Here is a 17,843-nt window from a genome sequence, read left to right on the forward strand (position 1 = left end):
CCAACCCGCCCAGCGGGCGGGAGCGCGGCTTGCGGCGCCTGCGGCGCCGGCCGGGTTTACAACAAGACGGTAAATATTGCGCCCGGTCGGGGGACGGAGTGATCTCGTCGGTGCCGCCGCGGGCGCCGGTACGCCGCTCAGGCGCCGCCGCCCACATCCTTTTCGTAGACGTCCAGGCGGTTGTAGAGCGTCTTCAGGCTGACACCCAGGGTTTCGGCGGTCAGGCGTTTGTCGCCGCCGTGATGGGCCAGGGTGGCGAGAATGAAGTCGCGCTGCGCGTTGCCCAGGGCGGTGCCCACCGGGAAGCTCAGGGCGCCGTCCTTGAACTCGGCGTGGGGCGCGGCGCGCGCGCGCGGCAATTCCGCGTCCAGTTCCTCGTCGCACAGGATGTAGGCGCGCTGCACGGCGTTGCGCAGTTCGCGCACATTGCCCGGCCATTCGTGCCGGCCGATGGCCTGCAGCATCCGTGGCGAAAATGTCTTGCTGGTGCCGTGGCGGGCGTTCAGTTCATCCAGGAAGTGTCGCGCCAGCGTCACCGCGTCGCCATCGCGCTCGCGCAGCGGGGGCACGCGCAGGGGGATCACCAGTAGCCGATGCAGGAAGTCCTGCCGCAGGCGGCCGTCGGCCACCGAGGCCGCCGGATCGCGATTGCTGGCGCACAGGATGCGCGCATTGGCCCGCAGCAGGTCGGTGCCGCCCACGCGCTGGTAAGTGCCGGTTTCCAGGACGCGCAGGAAATGCACCTGCATGTCGGGCGGCATTTCGGTCACTTCATCCAGGAACAGGGTGCCGCCGCTGGCCGATTCGAAGTAGCCGGCGTTCTGCGCCACGGCGCCGGTGAAACTGCCTTTTTCGTGGCCGAACAATTCGGCATGCGCCAGCGAACCGCTGATGGCGCCGCAGTTGACGGCGATGAAGGGATGGTCGCGGCGCTCGCTGGCTTCGTGGATGGCGCGCGCCACCACTTCCTTGCCGGCGCCGCTTTCACCGACGATGAAGACGCTGGCGTCGGTTTCGGCCGCCAGGCGTACCTGGGTGGCCAGCTTCTGCATCACGGGGGACAGGCCGGAAACGTTCATGATGCCATCCATGGTAGTGGGCGCTACGCGCCAGCGATGCGACCAGTTGCAAGTAATCGAAAACTTTAGTGGATCGTATCGAATATTTACGTCACGCCGCCGCAGCTTCGCTATGCTCGAACGTGGCCGCAGCGGCGCCAGGCGCCATTGCCCGGGCCCCAGGTTACAGGAGACGCCATGCCACACCTGCTGATCGTCGATGATGACGATGCCATTCGTGAAACCCTGGCCGAACTCGGTCGTGACAGCGGGTTCACGGTGGCGCTGGCCGCCAGTGTCAAGGACGCGCTGATCCAGCTCGAGCGCCAGGCGCCCGATCTGGTGCTGACCGACGTGCGCCTGCCTGGCGGCAGCGGCATGGACATCTTCAAGAATGTGGCGGTGGCCAGCGCCGAGGTCGTGGTGATGACGGGGCACGGCACCGTCGACAATGCCGTCCAGGCCCTGCGGCTCGGCGCCACCGACTATCTCGTCAAGCCGATCTGCATGGAGCGGCTGAACGGCATCCTGGCGCGCATCATGTCCAATACCGGCCGCGAACTGCCGGGCACGCCGTTCGAGGCGCCCGGCCGTTTCGGCAAGATGTACGGCAGCTCGGCGCCGATGCGCGAGCTGTATCGCCAGATCGGCCGGGTCGCGCCCACCGGCGTCACGGTGTTGCTGGTCGGCGAGAGCGGCACGGGCAAGGAACTGGCCGCCCATGCCATCCACGAATTGAGCACGCGGCGCCAGCGGCCGTTCATCGCGGTCAACTGCGGCGCGATTTCGCCGCACCTGATCGAAAGCGAGATGTTCGGCCACGAGCGCGGCAGCTTCACCGGCGCGGACCGCCAGCACAAGGGGTATTTCGAGCGCGCCGATGGCGGCACGCTGTTTCTGGACGAAGTCACGGAGATGCCGCTCGACCTGCAGGTCAAGCTGTTGCGGGTGCTTGAAACCGGCCAGTTCATGCGGGTCGGCACCAACCGCGAAATCGGTTGCGATATCCGCATCGTCGCCGCCACCAATCGCAACCCCGAACAGGCGGTACAGGAAGGCAAGCTGCGCGAGGACCTGTATTACCGCCTGAACGTATTCCCCCTGGAACTGCCGCCGCTGCGCGAGCGCGGCGAGGACATCCTGCTGCTGGCCGATCGCTTCCTGCAGGCGCAGAACGAGGAGACCGGCCGCTCCAAGGCGTTTTCGGCGCGTGCCGCGGCGGCGCTGTCGCAGTACGAATGGCCCGGCAACGTGCGCGAATTGAAGAACTTCGTGCGCCGCGCCTTCATCATGGCGGAAGGCGACGAACTCGATGCCGACCTGCTGGCGCCGCAGGTGTCGCCCAGCGGCGACGTGTCTGGCGGGCAGGTCAGCGTGCCGGTCGGGGAGACGTTGGCGGAAGCGGACCGTCGCCTGATCCTGGCCACGCTCGAGCGCTGCAAGGGCGTCAAGAAGCAGGCGGCGGCCGTGCTGGGCATCAGCCCGAAGACGCTCTACAACCGGCTCGAGGAGTATGCGGCGGCGGGCTACACGCTGCCCGGCGAAGCACCGGCGGAAGGCGCGCGCTGAGGCCGCCTTCCGCCTCGTATCCCGCCGCTTCCCGTCACTTGCCGTGGCGGGTCTTCAGGTCGGCCAGGCAGGTGTCCTTGGCATTGCCGGACATCGCATCGCATTTTTCCTTGCCGACCTTGTAGTCGGCCTCGTTGCGCGCCTTGGCCGCGTCATGATTGGCTTCAGCCTTTTCCTTGCCGGCCTTGGCGTCGGCCCTGGCCTTGTCGCGAGTGGCCTGCGCCTGCTGCTCGCAGACGTCCTTCTGATTGCCCTTCATCGCGTCGCACTGTTTCTTGTCCATCTTGTATTGATTGTCGATCTGTTCGTTGCTGCGCACGGCGGAGGAGGCGCCCGAGGCAGTCTGCGCGGCCGCCGGCAGGGCCAGCGCGGACAGGCCCAGCGCCGCGGCCGGGATGAGCGTCAGGGACAGGCGGATCTTGGACAGATTCATGGATGGCTCCTTCGGATGGGAATAGGGCAGGCCGGAAAATGGGCCGCCGTGCGCGGGTGAGCAAGCGGCGTGCCCGCCGCCGCCCAGGCACGCCACTTGCAGCGCAAGTGCCCGACAGGGTGCCGTCCGCGGCATCCGCGACATCGGGAGATAGCCATGAGCAAAGCCACCACCGCCCAGCCGACCAGCCGCCGCGACCAGGATGACGCGACGGGCGCCGCGCGCCATTCCAGGGAGGTCGACGCCGGCAAAGCCAACACGCCGCAGGACGACACGGCGGCGGCTCGCCGCAGCGGCCAGTTCGGGGCGGACCAACCCGGGCGCGATACGCCGGCGGCTCCTCGCCGCGCGGACAAGCATCCCCATCCGAAGGGGGCCGAGTATGAAGAAGGCGGCCAGTATCCCGGCACCCGCAAGCCCGGCGCGGGGCGGTGAGCGCGGCGCGGGCAGGGCCGCGCTCACCGTCGACCTTCAGGCCTCGTCGGCGGCGAGCCGGAACAGCAACACCACGCAATGCAGCGCGGCCAGGCCGACCAGGCCGTAGGCCACGCGGCCGGCCAGCGGCCAGGGCAGCATGCGCGCGAACACATCCAGGTTGACGGCCGCGATCAGGCCGCAGTTCAACCCGCCGGCTACCAGCGTGACCAGGGCGGTCCAATCCAGCGGCCGCAGGCCGTGGCGGTCGCGGGCGCTGCCGGCAACGTTGTCGCCGTTCGTGGCAAAAGCGAGATCGTCGTCGTCGCCATAGGTTTGCATGTCGCACTCCGATGCCAGCGGCATGCGGGTCATGCGCCGCCGGCGGTGGTGCCGCGTCGCGGCGCGGGATGGCTTGCGCGCCGCAACCGCGGCCGGCAACCACCACGCTTTCCCCGGTGGCGATGCAGCAAGCGGCGTGCCGCGCACCCGGCCGGGCATGCCAATTGCTGCCGGCGGGCATGGCCCACGACGGGCCCGAGCCGATAGGAGATTGCCATGTCCCTGATTGTTGCCGCGCGCTTCCAGACGTTCGACGAGGCGACCGAGGCGGCGCAGCGCCTGCGTCTCGAAGGATTCTCCGAGGACGAGCTGCACACGTTCTACATCAACACGGCGGGCGAGCATGCGCGCTTCCCGCTGGGCGGGGACCGCGTCGCGGATCCGGATGCCCGCGGCGCGCACCTGGGCGCGCTGGCGGGCGCCGCGGTGCTGGGGTTGCTACTGGCGTTGGCCGGCGGCCTGGTGGCCCTGTGGTCGGGCGCCGCGACGCTGGTGGTGATCGTGGCGGCCGGCGCGGGAGCCTATATCGGCGCCCTGGCCGGCGCGTTGCGGGTGGCGGGCAAGAACCGCCGGCGCCCGGCAAGGACTGCGCCCGAACCCGCCGAGGCGCATCCGGCCCCGCGACAGGCCGGGGTGATGCTGGCGTTGCCCGTGTCGCCGGAGCGCGAAGCCCTGGCGCGGCGGGTACTGCGCGAGGCGGGAGGGCACGATATCGAACGCGCCCAGGGCCGCTGGCAGGATGGCAAGTGGCAGGACTTCGATCCCCTGAAGCCGCCGCGCCATGTCGAGGCGCCGTCGGTGGCGCCGTGAGCCGCCGATGGCGGCAAGGAGACGCAGATGAATCACAGAACCCTGCTGCAAGCGCTGCTTGCCGCTTGCCTGTTCATGCTGCTGGCCGCGCCCCTGGCTGCCCGCGCCGCGCAGTTGTCGCCGGCGGATAGCCACTTCCTGCAGGCGGCCGCGGCCGCCGATGCCTTTCAGCTGCAGGCGGCGCGCCTGGCCAGCGAACGCGCGGCCAGCACCGAAGTGCGGGCCTTCGCCGAGAAGATGCGCTCGAGCTACCAGGAACGGGATGCCGGCCTGCGGCAACTGGCGCGAGCGAAGCGGATCACGCTGCCGGCCAAGGCGGAGCCCGGCGATCAGCGCGCGCTGGAAGCGATGGCCGGCAAGACCGGAGAAGCGTTCGACAGCCTGTATATCGAGCAGGTAGCACTGCTGGCCCATGAGAAGAGCGAGCGCCTGTATCGCACCGCGGCCGAGCAAAGCGCCGATGCCCAGGTGCGTGATTTCGCCCTGCGCCATCAGCCGGTGCTGGCCGACCAGCTTGCGCTGGCGCGCGCGCTCAAGCGGGATCCGGCGGCACGTCCGGACGCGGCGGCGCCGCCCGCCCGACAGGGCGAACCCCCGCCGGTGTCGCCGGCCGACCGCAGCGCGCCCGCCTCGGTGGCCCCGGAGACGGTGGCGCCACAGAAATAGGCCAGTCCGCAGGCGCGGGCTGGCCGCGGCCTCAGTCGCCCGCGCTGCCCGTGATGGGAAGCACGATGCCGGTGATGTAGCTGGAGCAGGCCGGCGCCGCCAGGAACACATAGGCGGGCGAGATTTCCTCGGGCTGGGCTGGCCGGCCCAGTTCCGTGTCCTGACCGAAAGACGGGATTTCGTCGGCGTCGCGGTCGGCGGGATTCAACGGCGTCCAGACCGGTCCCGGCGCCACCGCATTGACGCGGATGCCCTGGCTGGCCAGGTTCGACGCCAGTGAGCGGGTGAATGCATGAATGGCGCCTTTGCTGGTGGAGTAGTCCAGCAGGCCGCCGCTGCCGCGCAGGCCGGTGACCGAGCCGGTGTTGATGATGGCGGCGCCCGCGCGCAGATGGGGCAGGATCGCGCGCGCCATGTAGAAATAGCCGTAGATGTTGGTGCGCAGGGTCTTGTCCCACTTTTCGTCGCTGATGGCCGACAGCCCTTCGTCGTGCTGTTGGTAGGCGGCGTTGTTCACCAGCACGTCGAGCCGGCCAAAGGCTTGCGCCGCCTGTTCCACGGCCCGGTCGCAGAAGGCCGATTCGCGCACGTCGCCGGCGATCAGCAGGCAGCGCCGGCCTTCGGCCCGCACCGCGCGCTCGGTTTCGCGGGCGTCCTCGTGTTCGTTGAGATAGACGATGGCGACGTCCGCGCCTTCGCGCGCGAACAGCACGCTGACCGCGCGGCCGATGCCTGAATCGCCGCCGGTGACGATGGCCGCCATGCCGGCCAGCTTGCCGCTGCCCTGGTAGCCGGGCGCCAGATACTGCGGCCGCAGCGCCATGCGCGCTTCTTCGCCGGGCTTGGACAGGTGCTGGGCCGGCATGGGCGGCGTCGGATGGGGCCGCGAGCCAGGCGCGGCGTCGTCGGATTGCGTCATGCGGATCTCCCTGGATGGCGGGCGCCGATGCGCCCTCGGGCCATCCCGAGCAACTGCCATGCCCGCGCGCGCCGCCGGCGCGCGCGGGCGACCCGCCTGCCTTACTGGCGGCCCACCACCACGCCGAACAGGAATGCCGCGCCGGCCACCAGGCCGATCGCCTGCCAGGGACGCGCATGGATGTACTGCTCGGTGCAGTCGATGGTCTCGCGCACCATGTCCTGGGCGCTGTCGGAGGCGTTGCGCAGGCTGTGGCGGGTATCGCGCAACTGCTCGGCCAGCCGCGCCTTCAGGGCCTCCAGGTCGGTGGCCGAGGCGTCGCTGAGGGTGGCCTCGAGATCGTCGATCCAGCTTTCGGGGTGACGGCGGCGGCGCGCGCCGCGGTCGTCGGGGCCGTTCTCGGGAAAGTCCGAGGGCGCGGGGGTATGGTTGTTGGCCATGGGAAGCTCCTGGAGTCTGCGTTGGCGAAAACATGGCCGCGTTCCGTCGCGGGCGCGGCGCATGGAGAAAAGGCTGGCATGTATCGGCCCCGTAGGGGTCTTGCATTGCATCTCGTTGTGAATGTTCGTTTTACCGTGAACCGGCGCTCCTGCGGGTCCTGCCACATCCGCTTGCAATTTGAGCCGTGCGCGCATGCTGTCCAGGTGGCGCATGCCGTAGCATGGATCGGACCATAGCGGATTTATCGGGAGCGTTTCGCATGACTTCATCCAAGACCTCCACGCCATCATCATCGCCTGGCAAGCTCCGCGCCGCAGGGCAGGCGCGCAGCGGCGCCGCGGCTGCGGCTTCAGGCAAGGTATTGCCGCCGCAGGCGCCGGTCGACGTGCCGCGCCAGCCACCCAGGCCCGACGCGGCCACCCCGGACGAAGCCGCCCGCGACGGCCGCCGGGTGGCCGACGACCAGACCGAATCCAACTGGGCCGACAACGCCCAGCCGCAACCGCGCGCCAAGAACGCCCGCTCGTCGATTCTCTGAGCGACCCCGGCCAGGGGCCGCTCAGGCGTCCCGCAGGAAGGCCAGCAGCCGCCGCTCGTCGGCATTCAGGCCGCGCGGCCGCGCGGGCGCGGCGGCGCGCGGCGGCAGTCGCCCCGCCAGATATTCCTCGATGATCAATGGATGCACGTAGCAGGCGCGACAGACCGCCGGCGTATTGGCCAGCCGTCGCGATACCTGCTTGATGACGTCCACCACTGCCTGCCGCGCCTGCCGTTCATCGACCCAGGGGCGCGCCTGCAGCGCCGCGAAGGCCAGCACGGAACCCGCCCAGGTCCGGTAGTGCTTGGCGCTGAAATCGGCGGCGCCGGCTTCCCTCAGATAGGCATTGACCGCCTCCGAATCGATGCCATGGGCCTCGCCGGTTTCGTCCAGGTACTGGAACAATTGCTGGCCGGGGATCTCCAGGCAGCGCTTGGCCACCCGGGCGATGCGCCGGTCTCTTACCGTCACGTCATGCGCCACGCCGCTCTTGCCACGGAATCGGAAGCGCAGGCGATCGCCACTGACGCTGGCGTGGCGTCGCGTCAGGGTGGTCAGGCCATAGGAGCGATTGGCGCGCGCATATTCACGCGTGCCGATGCGGATCAGGGTGTCGTCCAGCAGGCGCACCACCGCGGCGATCACTTTGGCCCGAGGCAGGCCCGGCATCAGCAAGTCGTGCTGCACCCGGCGCCGGATGCGGGGCAGCTGCAGGCCGAACGCGCCCAGGCTCTGGTATTTGTCGGCGTCGCGCAACCGTGCCCAAGCGGGGTGGTAGCGATATTGCTTGCGGCCACGCGCATCGCGCCCGGTCGCCTGCAGATGGCCATGCGGCAATGGGCAGATCCACACATCTTCGTACGCCGGCGGGATTGCCAGGGCGCGGATGCGCGCCAACTCCGCCGCGCGGGTGATGCGCCTGCCATGCGTATCCAGGTAATGGAAGGTCGTGCCATTGATCCGCACCCGGGAATAGCCGGGCCCGGTGTCGTCCATATAGACCAGCGCGTCATCGGCGCCGCGCTCGCGCGGCGCGGGGCTGCGGTTTGCCATGGGCCCTCCTGCAGGTGGCGCCGGCCTGGAGCAAGCCGCATGCCCGGCCCGCCCCGGGGCCGCGGCAAGTCACTGGCGAACGGGCACGCCGCTTGCTGAGGGATGTCTTGCCGCAAACCGGGAGTATTGAATGACACAGACACTACAGGACTTCAACGTCGCCATTCTGGTGATGGACGGATTTGAAGAGGTGGAGCTGACCGACCCGCGCGACGCCTTGCGCGCGCAGGGAGCGCGCACCGTCATCGTGTCGGCGCGGCACGGCGACGTGCAGGGCATGCGCCACCACGACAAGGGCGAGCGCGTCCAGGTGGACCTGACGTTCGCGCAAGCGCGCGCGGAAGCGGACCGGTTCGATGCCGTGCTGCTGCCGGGCGGCGTGGTCAACGCCGACGAAATCCGCCTGCATCCCGACGCGCGCGAGCTGGTGCGCGCCCTGCACGAGGCCGGCAAGCCCGTGGCGGTGATCTGCCATGGCGCCTGGCTGCTGATTTCGGCGGGCCTGGTCAAGGACCGCAAGATGACCAGCTGGCCGTCGCTGGCCGACGACCTGCGCAATGCCGGTGCGCAATGGGTGGATGAGGAAGTGGTGGTGGATGGCCGCTGGATCAGCAGCCGCAAGCCGGACGACATCCCCGCATTCAATCGGGAACTGCTGCGCGTTTTTGCGCTGGCGCGCCCCTGAGCGCCAGCGTGTCCAGAGGGGAGCGGACCGGGAACCGCCCGGCCGCGCGACCCGCAGCGTATTTACAGGAGAGCGCCATGCCAGACCATCTGTATTTGCACGTTCCGCCGAAGCCGGAGCCGATTCCGCCAGGCTCGCCGCCGGGCGACTTGCCGGTCGATCCGGACACCGATGAGCCCGAGGTGGACCTGCCGCCGCTTGAACCGCCACCCGCCCGGGACAAGACCGCCACGGTCCACTGAGCGCGCGGGCCGCGCTTGAACCAAGAACAAACGGAGCCATCATGTCTACCATTCTGCTGATCGTCCTGATCCTCCTTCTCATCGGTGCCGTGCCCGCGTGGCCGTATAGCCGGGGCTGGGGCTATTACCCCAGCGGCCTGCTGGGGATCGTGCTCATTGTGTTGATCGTGCTGCTGCTGACAGGACGCCTGTAGCGCGGCGTCCCAGGCGCGTCCGCCGCTGCGGGAGCAGGGGCGGGCCGCCGCCAACGCGCCCCTGGACGGGCCGTGCGGCGGGCGCGCGGCGCGACGGCCGGCTCAGGCTTGCCGCGCCGCGCGTGCGCGCGCCTGCGCCGCCTGGCGGCCGCGATGCTGCAGGCGCCGGCGGCTGATCCAGATGATCACCCCGGTCGCGAAGAACAGCAACGGCAGCAGGCCGAGCACCGCCGTCAGGATGCGGGTCGGCAAGCCGTAGAGGCTGCCCGAGTGCAGCGGGAACATCACCGCCAGGAAGCGTTGCGCGGCCGTGCCTGAAATGGGGTCGGCCGCCGATACCAGGGCGCCGTTGCGCATGTCGATGAACATGCGCAGGGTGCCGACCGGCTGCCAGTCATCAGCGCGGCGCACGCGCGCCTGGTAGACGCCGCGCGCCGGATCGCGCCGCAGCATCACCAGGGTGGCATCGGCCGGCGCCAGGCCGCGCGCCCGGGCCGCGGCGCCGTCCCAGCCGATCTCCGGTTCGGCCGGACCCAGCGCCGGCAGCACGGCGGCGCGCGCATCCAGCGGCACCGTGGCCACGCTGGCGACCAGTTGCCGGCCCAGTTGCGGCAGGCCCAGGAAAAACCCGGTGCCCGCCACCACCAGCAGGAATAGCGCGGTTATCAGCCCGGCGGCGCGATGCAGTTCGTAGCTGGTGCGAAAGGCGCCGACGCCGCGCGTCACGGTCACCGAGCGACGCCAGTGCCCAGGCCGGGGCCACGCCAGATAGATGCCAGCCGCCAACAGCGCCAGCCACGCCAGCGCCAGCCAACCCAGGATTTCGCGGCCGGTCTTGCCTTGCAACAGCGTCATGTGCCAGCGCAGCAGCAATGGCATCACATGGGCCCGGTCCAGCGCGACCGCATCGCGGTTGCGGCTGGCCAGCAACTGGCCGGAGCAGGCGTCCACGCCTGCCTCGTTGTCCGCGGTCGCGTCGTGCCTGAATTGCACTCGATAGCTGTCGCCCGCGGCCTGGGGCAGGGTGATGGCGCCGATCTCGGCGCCGGGCCAGGCTCGCTGGACCGCGCCGGCGGCGGCCGAAGGGGGCTGCGCGGTGTTGCAGGCGCCGGCCGTGTTGCGCAGCATGCGGGCATTCAACCATCCATCCAATTCATGATCGAAGGCCAGCAGGCTGCCGCTCAGGCCCGCCAGGACCAGCACCACGCCCAGGACCAGGCCCGTCCACCGGTGCAGGAATGACACGGCGGTGCGCAGGGATTTTCGGAGCTTGGCTTTCATGGCGCGGTCGATGGCGGGGGAGGCGGGTGGCGCGCAATTGTACCGAGGCGTAAGATCTGCCGGCGCTTTTTGGCGCCATCGAGTTTTCACTGCCTCCCACCTGTAGCGACATGAAGATCCCCTTGTTGATATTGATAGACAGCGTGCACGATTTCCTGCCCGCGATCGAAGACCGTGGCTTTCGCTGCATCCTCGCCACCACGCCAGAGGAACGCGCCCGCGCCATTCGTGACCATGCGGACGAGATCCGGGTCGTGCTGACCCGCGGGGCCACCGGCTTTCGCGCCGACGAGATGGCGGCGCTGCCCCGGCTGTCGTTGATCTGTTCGCTGGGCGTCGGCTTCGAGAACATCGACCTGGCCGCCGCCCGCGCGCGCGGGGTGCAGGTCACGCACGGTCCCGGCGCCAACGCCACCTCGGTGGCCGACCATGCCATGGCCCTGCTGCTGGGCGTGGCGCGGCACCTTCCGCAGGCCGACGCCTGGGTGCGCCAGGGACACTGGAGCGGGTTCATGGGACCGCAGGTATCGGGCAAGCGCCTGGGCATCCTGGGCCTGGGCAGCATCGGCCTGGAAATCGCCCGGCGCGGCGCCAATGGCTTCGGCATGACGGTGGGGTATTACAGCCGGCGGGCGCGGCCCGATTGCGGTTATGCGTACTACGACAGCCCGCGGGCGCTGGCCGAGGCCAGCGATTTTCTGGTGGTCGCCACGCCCGGCGGCGCCGAAACGCGCCACCTGGTGGACGCCGCGGTGCTCGACGCGCTCGGGCCGCAAGGCTATCTGGTGAACATCGCCCGCGGCAGCGTGGTCGATACCGATGCGCTGATCGCCGCGCTGGCCGGCCGCCGTATCGCCGGCGCCGGATTGGACGTGGTGGAAGGCGAGCCGGTGGTGCCGCCGGCGCTGCTGGCGCTGGACAACGTGGTGTTGACGCCGCACAGCGCCGGACGTTCGCCCGAGGCGGTGTCGGCGACGGTGGCCCTGTTCCTGGAAAATGCCGGCGCGCATTTCGCCGGCCAGGCCGTGCTGACGCCGGTGCCCCCGCCTCGCGGCTGACGCGGCGCGGGCGCGCGGCCCGGGATCAATGCGAGAACATGATCGGCACGGTCATGCTCTTGAGGATCGACGCGGTGGCGCCGCCCATCGCCCATTCGCGGAATTTGCTGTGGCCGTAGGCGCCCATGACGACCAGGTCGGCGCTGTAGTCGGCCGCCGCGTTCAGGATGGTGCCGCCCACGCCCACGCCCTTGATGTCGCGGCGCGCGTGATCCGGAGCCGGCATGCCCTGGGCGATGCAATAGGTGGCGAGGTCCTCGAACGGCACCGCTTCCACCTTGCGGGTGGCGGCGCCTTCGTCCATGGTCAGCACCACCAGATGCGCGGCCAGGCGCAGCAGCGGCGCGGCGTCGGCCAGCGCCCGCGCGGCCTCGCGGCTGCCGTCCCAGCAATACAGGACGCGATCGCCGATCACGGGGAAGTCGCCGCTGGACGGCACCACCAGCACCGGCCGGCCGGCGGCCAGCAGCGTTTGCTCGACGAATTCGTTTTCGTGCGCGGCCTCGATGTCCTCGCGGTTCTGCTGGCTGACGACCAGCAGATCGCTGGTGCGGCCAAGCAGCGCCACGCTGGCGCTGGGCGAACTGGCGCCGGCGCGCACCACGGCCGGCACGTCGGCCGCGGCGGCGGCTTCGAGGAAGGCGTTCTGCACCGCGCCGCGATTCTGCGCCTGCAGGTCACGCATCACGTCGAGGGTCCGCGACATCATCACGGATTCACCGTAGTAATACTGCAGGGGCGCGGAACTGGCGTAGATGCCGACCAATTCGGCCTTGTGGCGCCTGGCCAAGGCCAGGGCCACCGCGGTGCGGCGGGGGCAATCGAATCCGTGGTCCAGGTGGACGGAAATGCGGCGGTACATGGCGGCCTCCTTTTGAGTGCGGTAGGCCTCCATCGTTGCGCGTTCCCGCGCCAGCGCCCTTGATGGGCGTCAACCGGTCCGCAGTTTGCCGGCGTTGCCGCAATACACGGCGCGGCGCCGCCGGGATCAGGCCTGCTGCACCCGGTCGCGCAGTTGCCGCACCTGGCGCGCCTGCTGCGCGATGCGCTCGAGCGGCCCGGCCAATGTGGGCGCGGCCGCGGCCACCGCGGCGGGCAAGGCGAGCTGGCGGATGGCGACGGCCGGCTCGGGTTCCTGCGGATGCAGCGCATGCGCCAGCGCCAGACCGTACTCGCGCAGGGCCGGCGCGGCAGGGCTGTCCGGGGGCAGCGGCGGCTGGATCTCCAGCACCGTGCCGGCCGCGGTCACCCGGCGCATCGCGTTCAACAGATTGACGGCGGTATCCACCTTGCGGTCGCGATGCACGGGATTCTGTTGCAGCCGCTGCAAGGACGCCTCGGCGTTGTCCGCCGACAGGCAGGCCTGGCGGCGCAGGCCCACAATGTCGTCGGCCGTGCCGGCGCCGCTCTTGGCGCGGATCAGCGCCAGCGCGTAGGCGGCATGGTGTTCCAGCGCGCGGCTGAGCGCGCCCGCCAGCTGGCGGGGTTCCTTTTCGGGCCATACCAGGAAACCGACCAGCAGCGCCAGCACCCCGCCCAGGACACTGTTGAAGGCCCGCAGCGCCGCCAGCATCGGTTCGTAGATGTCCGGTTGCTGGATGTGGCTGACCAGCACGAACTGCGAGGTCAGGAAGAACGTGAACAAGGCATAGTGGACAGTGCGCGCGGCGAAGGTGCCGAGCGCGATCGGCAGCACCGCCAGCGCCACCGACAGCGGCGTGCTCAGCAGCAGTCCCAGCAGCGACGCGCCGATGGCGCCGGCCACGCTGCCGATCACCCGTTCAAGCGTGCGGCGCCAGGTGCCGGCGAAATAGGGTTGCAGGATGAACACCAGCGTCAGCGACATCCAATAGCCGTGATTGACCTCGAAGGTCCTGGACAGCGCCACCGCGATGGTGGCGCCGATGCCCACGCGCAAGGCATGACGAAACGCGTCGGACTCGAAACGCAGGTTCTGCCGCAGGCCGCGCCATGCCAGCCGGGCCGGCGTGGCCGCGCGCGCCGCCAGCGCGGGCGCGACCGGGGCCCCGTCCCGCTCGAACAGCGCCTGCGCGATCGACTGGGCGGTCTGTTGCAGGCGGTCCAGGACCGGCACCATGGTCGCCAGGTCGGGGGCATGGGCCATGGCGGCTCCACGCAGCTCGTGCAGGCCGGCGCCGAAGTGGGCCAGCCGTTCGCGCAGGCAGTCGGCCTGGCGCGCGTCGCCGACGTCCGAGGTGCTGGCGATGGCGTTGGCGACGCTGGCGTAGCGATGGAAGGCGTGCGACAGATGGGCGCCGGCGGCGCGGCCGAGCCAGCGCGGCGCGTTCGACTCCAGCAGGTCGGCGGCGGCCACCAGGGCGATGAAGCTGTCTTCGGCGCTGTCGAGCAGATAGAACAATTGCTGGGCGCGGGTGCGCCGCGACGGGCGCGCATCGTGCACCTCGCGGATGCGCACGCGCGCCGCTTCCAGCGCGGCCCGCAGCGCGCTGCGCTGGGGTCGGGTGACCGCGCTCCAGGCTTGCGGACCGGCGGCCGGCGCCAGGCCCGAATACATGCGGGCCAGCGCGTCGGCGAAATCGGCCAGGCCGCGATAACAGTGCGCGACCGCGTGGGTCGCGTCCTTCCAGGGACGGCGGCGCCACACCAGCGCGGTCATCAGGATCGCCCACAGCGCGCCGGCCACGAAGAACAACGTGTACGACAGGCTGGCGGCAAGCGTGGGCGCGGGCAGTTCAGCCGCCACCACGAAGCCGGCCGACAGCAGGGTGCCGACAATGGCGGCCGCCGGCCCAAGCACGCGCAGCAGGCCGCCGAAGGTGCAGCAGGCGAAGGTCAAGGGCAACAACAGCCACAGATGACCGGCGCTGGCGCTGGCCAGGAAGCAGAACAACGCCCCGATCAGGCCCAGCGCCAGCATCGAGCCGGCGCGCTGGCGCAAGGGCCCGCCAGGATCGCCGAAGCAGGCCCAGAACGCGGCGATGGCGGTCCAGCCCAGCCGCGGCTCGTGCGCGAGCACGGCCAGGATCACGGGCGCGGCGCTGATGGCGGCGGCTTGCAGGGCATCCAGCCAGAGGACGTGGCGCAGCGAAAGGCGCCAACGGGATAGCAGGGTAGTCACGCGGGAAACCACGGATGGACGATAGTCCGCAATGGCGGAAAAGGCGCAACGCTACCATGTCGACAAGGCGAAATCGCAAAGAAATATTCGAGCGTCCGAATAATGCGATTTTCATGAATCCTTCGCCTTGAATACTACTGGTTACATATATGTGACTTTGGCGCCGCACAGGCGCAGAATTGCCTGGAGTAAATGCGCAAAATCGCATAAAAAAACATTGGCGATCGAATACGCTGGGTAGTACACGAGCCGGTAAGCATATTCCGGCAGGCCGAATGTGAATACTCATGTCCAATGCGCCCCGTTATGCGCCCGGACAGCGCAGGTCATATTCCGGGGTGCTTCAGGAGCGAACATGACGCCAACCGACGAGGCTTCCACAAGCTCGGTGGTGAGCGACCAGGAAGTCGCCGCCATGATTACAGGCAAAGACGGCCTGCGGGTGTTGCTGCAACCGCAGGTTGACCTGCTGACCGGCCGCATCGTGTCGGCCGAGGCGCTGGCGCGCTGGCAGCATCCCAAGCTGGGCATCGTGATGCCCGCCGAGTTCGTGCCCGCGGTCAACCGGCTCGGGCTCGACAGGACGCTGTTCGAGCGGGTCGCGCAGCGCGTCATCGACATGTTGCAGACCATGCGGCGCGCCGGCATGGCGATTCCCATTGCAATCAATGCCCCGGCGTCGACGCTGTCGGACGAGCGCGCGGTCGAATTCCTGCTGGGGCGCATCCATGCCGCCGAACTGCCGGCTTCGCTGCTGCGGGTCGAGTTGACCGAAGACCAGCCCATCAAGGAACTGGAGGCGTTGCGCGCGACCCTGGAAAAACTGGAACAGGCCGGTTGCGAGGTCAGCCTGGACGATTTCGGCACCGGCCACGCCTCCCTGAAACTGCTGTCGGCCATTCCGTTGTCCGAGGTCAAGATCGACCAGTATTTCGTCACCCGGATGCGGCGCAGCGCGGTGGCGTTCGAGGTGCTGCGCACGGCCGCGGAACTGGCCACCCGGATGGGCTGGCGGGTGGTGGCCGAGGGCGTCGAGAACGTTGCCGACATTCCCGCCCTGCGGGCTGCCGGCTGCCGCTACGGGCAGGGCTACGCCCTGGGCCGGCCGATGCCGCTGGATGACCTGATGACGCGGTTGCGTGTCCAGCGCGACCGAGGCGAACCGCTGGCGGCGCCCGCCACCTATGCCTCGGCCTGGCTGGATGCCTTTGATCCGCAGGACGCCGAGGCCGGCCTGCCGGCGCACGTCACCACGCAATAAGGCCGGGGCGGTTGCGCCGCGGCCTTTCCGGCGCCCGCGCGGCGCACCGCCTTTTTTGCCCACAGCCGCCAAAATTCCCCGCAGCCGCTCACAGCGCAAGGAGGAGGGCTGCCGGGCACGGCAGTTGCTGGCAAGTCCTGGCGGAATGGTTCCGCCTCTCAGGAGACTTGCGATGGCAAACCCCAATCAGCCCGACCAGCAAAAGCAGCAGCAAAAGCAGCAATCCCAGGAAAATCCGCAGCACCGCGACCGTTCTCAGGAGCAGCAGCCTGGCGGACAGCAGGTGGACAAGGACCGTGGCCAGGGCCAACAGCCGGGCCAGCAGGGCGGCCAGCGTTCGCAGACGCAGCGTTGACACCCTGAACCGGTATACCGGCTTTTGCGGAACAAGCCTGGCACAGGCCGGTGCGCCCACCGGCGCACTTGAGTCGTGACGATGCCCGCGCAACCCGTACTGCGCGGGCATCGTCTTGTCCGCGAGCACCGTGCCGCCGGTGGCGCATCGCGCCTCTGGCGACGGCACGGCACCGCGCCGCCCTGGATGGTCCACGCATACCGGTGATGCCATCCGCCTTGCGCCATGCGCGGCCCGTCGTTAAGGTGCCAGGGCAGGGCCGCTCCAAGGCCCGCCGCCACGCGATCGCGCAGCGGCCATCGACAGAACGAGACACTCCATCGCCATGAATGCCGCCACGCCGCGCCGCCGCTCGCTCCTGGGCAAGGTCCTCGTCATCCTCCTGGCGGCCGCCGTGCTGCTGGCCGTGCTGGCCTGGGTCGGCACCCGGGTGGCGGAGCGGCGCATCGCCGGCCTGCTTGGGCCGCGCGCGCAGGTTGGCGAGGTGCGACTGGGCTTCAACGAGGTGGTGTTGACGGACGTGAGGATTGCCGGCTCCGCGGGCATGGCGCCAGCCAGCGCGCGGCGGGTGGTGGCGGAACCCGAATGGCGCTCGCTGCTGGGGCAGGTCGCCGTCTTTCGCCGCATCACCGTGCAAGGTTTCGATTTTGCGGTGCTGCGCGGCGCCGACGGCGACATGCAGATTTCGCCGGCGCTGCAGGCCGCCCTGCGTGAGGGGCATGGGGGCGACGCCGCGGCGCGGGGCCAGCGGCCGCTGCGGGCCGATGCCATTATCCTGGAGGAAGGCCGGCTGGATTTCATCGACGCCGCCGTTGCCACGCCGCCGCATCGCATTGCCTTCGACCACGTCTCGGCGCGCCTGCAACCGCTGGTGTTGCCCGCCAACGACCAGCGCAGCGACATCACGTTCCAGGGCGCGGTGCGCGACAACCGCGGCGGCGCGTCCACGGTGCAGGCCAAGGGCACATTGACGCTCGGCGGCAGCGATGCCGACATCACGGTGGCGGTGCGCAACATGGACGTCCGTCACGCCGCGCCATACCTGGCCGGCAACGGCGCGGGATCGCTGTCCGGCGGCGCGATGGACCTGGACATGCGCACCACCATCGCCCGGCGGCAACTGGAGGCGTCGGGCGTGGTGGCGTTGCGCGACCTGGCATTCAGCGGCGACGGTTCGCTGTTTTCGTTGCCGCGCAAAGCCGTGCTGGCGGCGCTGGAAAATCGCAAGGGGGTCCTGCGCATGGAATTCAAGCTTTCCGGCAGCCTGGACAACCCCAAGTTTTCGGCCTCGCGCGGGTTCGCCGCGCAGATCGCGGGCGGCTTCGGCCGCGCCATCGGCGTGGGGGCCGAAGGCGCGGCCGGGGGCGTTGCCGGCGCGGTGAAAGACCTGGGCGACGCGATTTCCGACCTGTTCACCCAATGAG

General features: G+C 69.8%; 21 protein-coding genes. 12 read left to right on the forward strand and 9 right to left on the reverse strand.

Features of this window, described 5'->3' with window-relative positions; all coding sequences use genetic code 11:
* Positions 1-137 precede the first annotated feature (137 nt).
* Positions 138-1,079 carry a sigma-54 interaction domain-containing protein gene (locus ACUTAG_RS29540; protein WP_262352291.1) on the reverse strand — a complete coding sequence of 314 codons (942 nt, stop codon included), beginning with the start codon at positions 1,077-1,079 and terminating at the stop codon, positions 138-140.
* A gap of 177 nt (positions 1,080-1,256) precedes the next feature.
* Here ACUTAG_RS29540 and ACUTAG_RS29545 point away from each other — a divergent pair, with 177 nt between their 5' ends.
* Positions 1,257-2,627, forward strand: coding sequence for a sigma-54-dependent transcriptional regulator (locus ACUTAG_RS29545; protein WP_020927584.1), 1,371 nt, complete (start codon positions 1,257-1,259; stop codon positions 2,625-2,627).
* 34 nt (positions 2,628-2,661) lie between these two features.
* On the opposite strand, the gene ACUTAG_RS29550 is transcribed toward ACUTAG_RS29545, so the two are convergent.
* The gene (locus ACUTAG_RS29550) at positions 2,662-3,060 is read right to left on the reverse strand and encodes a hypothetical protein (protein ID WP_020927585.1); all 399 of its coding nucleotides are present in this window, start codon (positions 3,058-3,060) and stop codon (positions 2,662-2,664) included.
* Positions 3,061-3,216: 156 nt separating this feature from the next.
* Here ACUTAG_RS29550 and ACUTAG_RS29555 point away from each other — a divergent pair, with 156 nt between their 5' ends.
* Complete coding sequence (locus ACUTAG_RS29555) at positions 3,217-3,495, forward strand: hypothetical protein (RefSeq protein ID WP_054513992.1); 279 nt, start codon at positions 3,217-3,219, stop codon at positions 3,493-3,495.
* A gap of 36 nt (positions 3,496-3,531) precedes the next feature.
* Here the strand turns inward: ACUTAG_RS29555 and ACUTAG_RS29560 are convergent, their stop codons facing one another.
* The gene (locus ACUTAG_RS29560; protein ID WP_026383478.1) at positions 3,532-3,816 is read right to left on the reverse strand and encodes a DUF378 domain-containing protein; all 285 of its coding nucleotides are present in this window, start codon (positions 3,814-3,816) and stop codon (positions 3,532-3,534) included.
* 216 nt (positions 3,817-4,032) lie between these two features.
* Between ACUTAG_RS29560 and ACUTAG_RS29565 the strand changes: the two genes are divergently transcribed.
* Positions 4,033-4,626 (forward strand): hypothetical protein, encoded by a 594-nt coding sequence (locus tag ACUTAG_RS29565; RefSeq protein WP_020927588.1) that lies wholly within the window; start codon positions 4,033-4,035, stop codon positions 4,624-4,626.
* Between the two features lie 27 nt (positions 4,627-4,653).
* On the forward strand, positions 4,654-5,292 hold the full coding sequence (locus ACUTAG_RS29570; RefSeq protein WP_148319011.1) for a DUF4142 domain-containing protein: 639 nt from the start codon (positions 4,654-4,656) through the stop codon (positions 5,290-5,292).
* A 31-nt stretch (positions 5,293-5,323) separates the two neighbouring features.
* Here ACUTAG_RS29570 and ACUTAG_RS29575 read toward each other — a convergent pair whose 3' ends face one another.
* Both ACUTAG_RS29575 and ACUTAG_RS29580 read right to left on the reverse strand, forming a co-directional pair.
* Positions 5,324-6,211, reverse strand: coding sequence for an SDR family oxidoreductase (locus tag ACUTAG_RS29575; RefSeq protein ID WP_148319009.1), 888 nt, complete (start codon positions 6,209-6,211; stop codon positions 5,324-5,326).
* 101 nt (positions 6,212-6,312) lie between these two features.
* Positions 6,313-6,651 (reverse strand): DUF883 family protein, encoded by a 339-nt coding sequence (locus tag ACUTAG_RS29580; RefSeq protein ID WP_020927590.1) that lies wholly within the window; start codon positions 6,649-6,651, stop codon positions 6,313-6,315.
* Between the two features lie 260 nt (positions 6,652-6,911).
* Between ACUTAG_RS29580 and ACUTAG_RS29585 the strand changes: the two genes are divergently transcribed.
* Complete coding sequence (locus tag ACUTAG_RS29585) at positions 6,912-7,190, forward strand: hypothetical protein (RefSeq protein WP_047990745.1); 279 nt, start codon at positions 6,912-6,914, stop codon at positions 7,188-7,190.
* A 21-nt stretch (positions 7,191-7,211) separates the two neighbouring features.
* On the opposite strand, the gene ACUTAG_RS29590 is transcribed toward ACUTAG_RS29585, so the two are convergent.
* A complete protein-coding gene (locus ACUTAG_RS29590) occupies positions 7,212-8,243 on the reverse strand; it encodes a DNA topoisomerase IB (protein WP_148319007.1) in 1,032 nt (343 codons plus the stop codon).
* Between the two features lie 130 nt (positions 8,244-8,373).
* Here ACUTAG_RS29590 and ACUTAG_RS29595 point away from each other — a divergent pair, with 130 nt between their 5' ends.
* From ACUTAG_RS29595 to ACUTAG_RS29605, 3 genes are all read left to right on the forward strand, one after another.
* A complete protein-coding gene (locus ACUTAG_RS29595) occupies positions 8,374-8,928 on the forward strand; it encodes a type 1 glutamine amidotransferase domain-containing protein (RefSeq protein WP_006386346.1) in 555 nt (184 codons plus the stop codon).
* Positions 8,929-9,005: 77 nt separating this feature from the next.
* Positions 9,006-9,170, forward strand: coding sequence for a hypothetical protein (locus ACUTAG_RS29600; RefSeq protein ID WP_020927593.1), 165 nt, complete (start codon positions 9,006-9,008; stop codon positions 9,168-9,170).
* A gap of 41 nt (positions 9,171-9,211) precedes the next feature.
* Positions 9,212-9,364 (forward strand): DUF3309 family protein, encoded by a 153-nt coding sequence (locus ACUTAG_RS29605; RefSeq protein ID WP_006386347.1) that lies wholly within the window; start codon positions 9,212-9,214, stop codon positions 9,362-9,364.
* A 102-nt stretch (positions 9,365-9,466) separates the two neighbouring features.
* Here ACUTAG_RS29605 and ACUTAG_RS29610 read toward each other — a convergent pair whose 3' ends face one another.
* Entirely contained in the window at positions 9,467-10,645 is a 1,179-nt protein-coding gene (locus tag ACUTAG_RS29610; protein WP_047990747.1) for a PepSY-associated TM helix domain-containing protein, read from the reverse strand.
* A 110-nt stretch (positions 10,646-10,755) separates the two neighbouring features.
* Between ACUTAG_RS29610 and ACUTAG_RS29615 the strand changes: the two genes are divergently transcribed.
* Positions 10,756-11,703: a 2-hydroxyacid dehydrogenase gene (locus ACUTAG_RS29615; protein WP_020927595.1), complete on the forward strand. Its 948-nt coding sequence runs from the start codon at positions 10,756-10,758 to the stop codon at positions 11,701-11,703.
* Positions 11,704-11,728: 25 nt separating this feature from the next.
* On the opposite strand, the gene ACUTAG_RS29620 is transcribed toward ACUTAG_RS29615, so the two are convergent.
* Positions 11,729-12,565, reverse strand: coding sequence for a universal stress protein (locus ACUTAG_RS29620; protein WP_047991595.1), 837 nt, complete (start codon positions 12,563-12,565; stop codon positions 11,729-11,731).
* A 126-nt stretch (positions 12,566-12,691) separates the two neighbouring features.
* Complete coding sequence (locus ACUTAG_RS29625) at positions 12,692-14,803, reverse strand: FUSC family protein (RefSeq protein ID WP_148319005.1); 2,112 nt, start codon at positions 14,801-14,803, stop codon at positions 12,692-12,694.
* A gap of 355 nt (positions 14,804-15,158) precedes the next feature.
* On the opposite strand from ACUTAG_RS29625, the gene ACUTAG_RS29630 reads away from it, so the two are divergent.
* The 3 genes from ACUTAG_RS29630 (at position 15,159) to ACUTAG_RS29640 (ending at position 17,842) form a co-directional block, all read left to right on the forward strand.
* A complete protein-coding gene (locus ACUTAG_RS29630; RefSeq protein WP_020927598.1) occupies positions 15,159-16,064 on the forward strand; it encodes an EAL domain-containing protein in 906 nt (301 codons plus the stop codon).
* Positions 16,065-16,236: 172 nt separating this feature from the next.
* Positions 16,237-16,419 (forward strand): hypothetical protein, encoded by a 183-nt coding sequence (locus ACUTAG_RS29635; protein WP_026384924.1) that lies wholly within the window; start codon positions 16,237-16,239, stop codon positions 16,417-16,419.
* A gap of 325 nt (positions 16,420-16,744) precedes the next feature.
* The gene (locus ACUTAG_RS29640; protein ID WP_051429228.1) at positions 16,745-17,842 is read left to right on the forward strand and encodes a DUF748 domain-containing protein; all 1,098 of its coding nucleotides are present in this window, start codon (positions 16,745-16,747) and stop codon (positions 17,840-17,842) included.
* Position 17,843 lies beyond the last annotated feature (1 nt).

This window comes from Achromobacter sp. CSND-B12, from assembly GCF_052906545.1.

Bases quoted from the DNA above. Each gene is read 5' to 3' on its own strand.
- ACUTAG_RS29605 (WP_006386347.1), top strand. From the start codon at position 9,212: ATGTCTACCATTCTGCTGATCGTCCTGATCCTCCTTCTCATCGGTGCC.
- ACUTAG_RS29640 (WP_051429228.1), top strand. From the start codon at position 16,745: ATGAATGCCGCCACGCCGCGCCGCCGCTCGCTCCTGGGCAAGGTCCTC.
- ACUTAG_RS29570 (WP_148319011.1), top strand. From the start codon at position 4,654: ATGAATCACAGAACCCTGCTGCAAGCGCTGCTTGCCGCTTGCCTGTTC.
- ACUTAG_RS29590 (WP_148319007.1), bottom strand. From the start codon at position 8,243: ATGGCAAACCGCAGCCCCGCGCCGCGCGAGCGCGGCGCCGATGACGCG.
- ACUTAG_RS29595 (WP_006386346.1), top strand. From the start codon at position 8,374: ATGACACAGACACTACAGGACTTCAACGTCGCCATTCTGGTGATGGAC.
- ACUTAG_RS29560 (WP_026383478.1), bottom strand. From the start codon at position 3,816: ATGCAAACCTATGGCGACGACGACGATCTCGCTTTTGCCACGAACGGC.
- ACUTAG_RS29585 (WP_047990745.1), top strand. From the start codon at position 6,912: ATGACTTCATCCAAGACCTCCACGCCATCATCATCGCCTGGCAAGCTC.
- ACUTAG_RS29540 (WP_262352291.1), bottom strand. From the start codon at position 1,079: ATGAACGTTTCCGGCCTGTCCCCCGTGATGCAGAAGCTGGCCACCCAG.
- ACUTAG_RS29545 (WP_020927584.1), top strand. From the start codon at position 1,257: ATGCCACACCTGCTGATCGTCGATGATGACGATGCCATTCGTGAAACC.
- ACUTAG_RS29565 (WP_020927588.1), top strand. From the start codon at position 4,033: ATGTCCCTGATTGTTGCCGCGCGCTTCCAGACGTTCGACGAGGCGACC.
- ACUTAG_RS29610 (WP_047990747.1), bottom strand. From the start codon at position 10,645: ATGAAAGCCAAGCTCCGAAAATCCCTGCGCACCGCCGTGTCATTCCTG.
- ACUTAG_RS29575 (WP_148319009.1), bottom strand. From the start codon at position 6,211: ATGACGCAATCCGACGACGCCGCGCCTGGCTCGCGGCCCCATCCGACG.
- ACUTAG_RS29615 (WP_020927595.1), top strand. From the start codon at position 10,756: ATGAAGATCCCCTTGTTGATATTGATAGACAGCGTGCACGATTTCCTG.
- ACUTAG_RS29550 (WP_020927585.1), bottom strand. From the start codon at position 3,060: ATGAATCTGTCCAAGATCCGCCTGTCCCTGACGCTCATCCCGGCCGCG.
- ACUTAG_RS29630 (WP_020927598.1), top strand. From the start codon at position 15,159: ATGACGCCAACCGACGAGGCTTCCACAAGCTCGGTGGTGAGCGACCAG.
- ACUTAG_RS29555 (WP_054513992.1), top strand. From the start codon at position 3,217: ATGAGCAAAGCCACCACCGCCCAGCCGACCAGCCGCCGCGACCAGGAT.
- ACUTAG_RS29620 (WP_047991595.1), bottom strand. From the start codon at position 12,565: ATGTACCGCCGCATTTCCGTCCACCTGGACCACGGATTCGATTGCCCC.
- ACUTAG_RS29600 (WP_020927593.1), top strand. From the start codon at position 9,006: ATGCCAGACCATCTGTATTTGCACGTTCCGCCGAAGCCGGAGCCGATT.
- ACUTAG_RS29580 (WP_020927590.1), bottom strand. From the start codon at position 6,651: ATGGCCAACAACCATACCCCCGCGCCCTCGGACTTTCCCGAGAACGGC.
- ACUTAG_RS29635 (WP_026384924.1), top strand. From the start codon at position 16,237: ATGGCAAACCCCAATCAGCCCGACCAGCAAAAGCAGCAGCAAAAGCAG.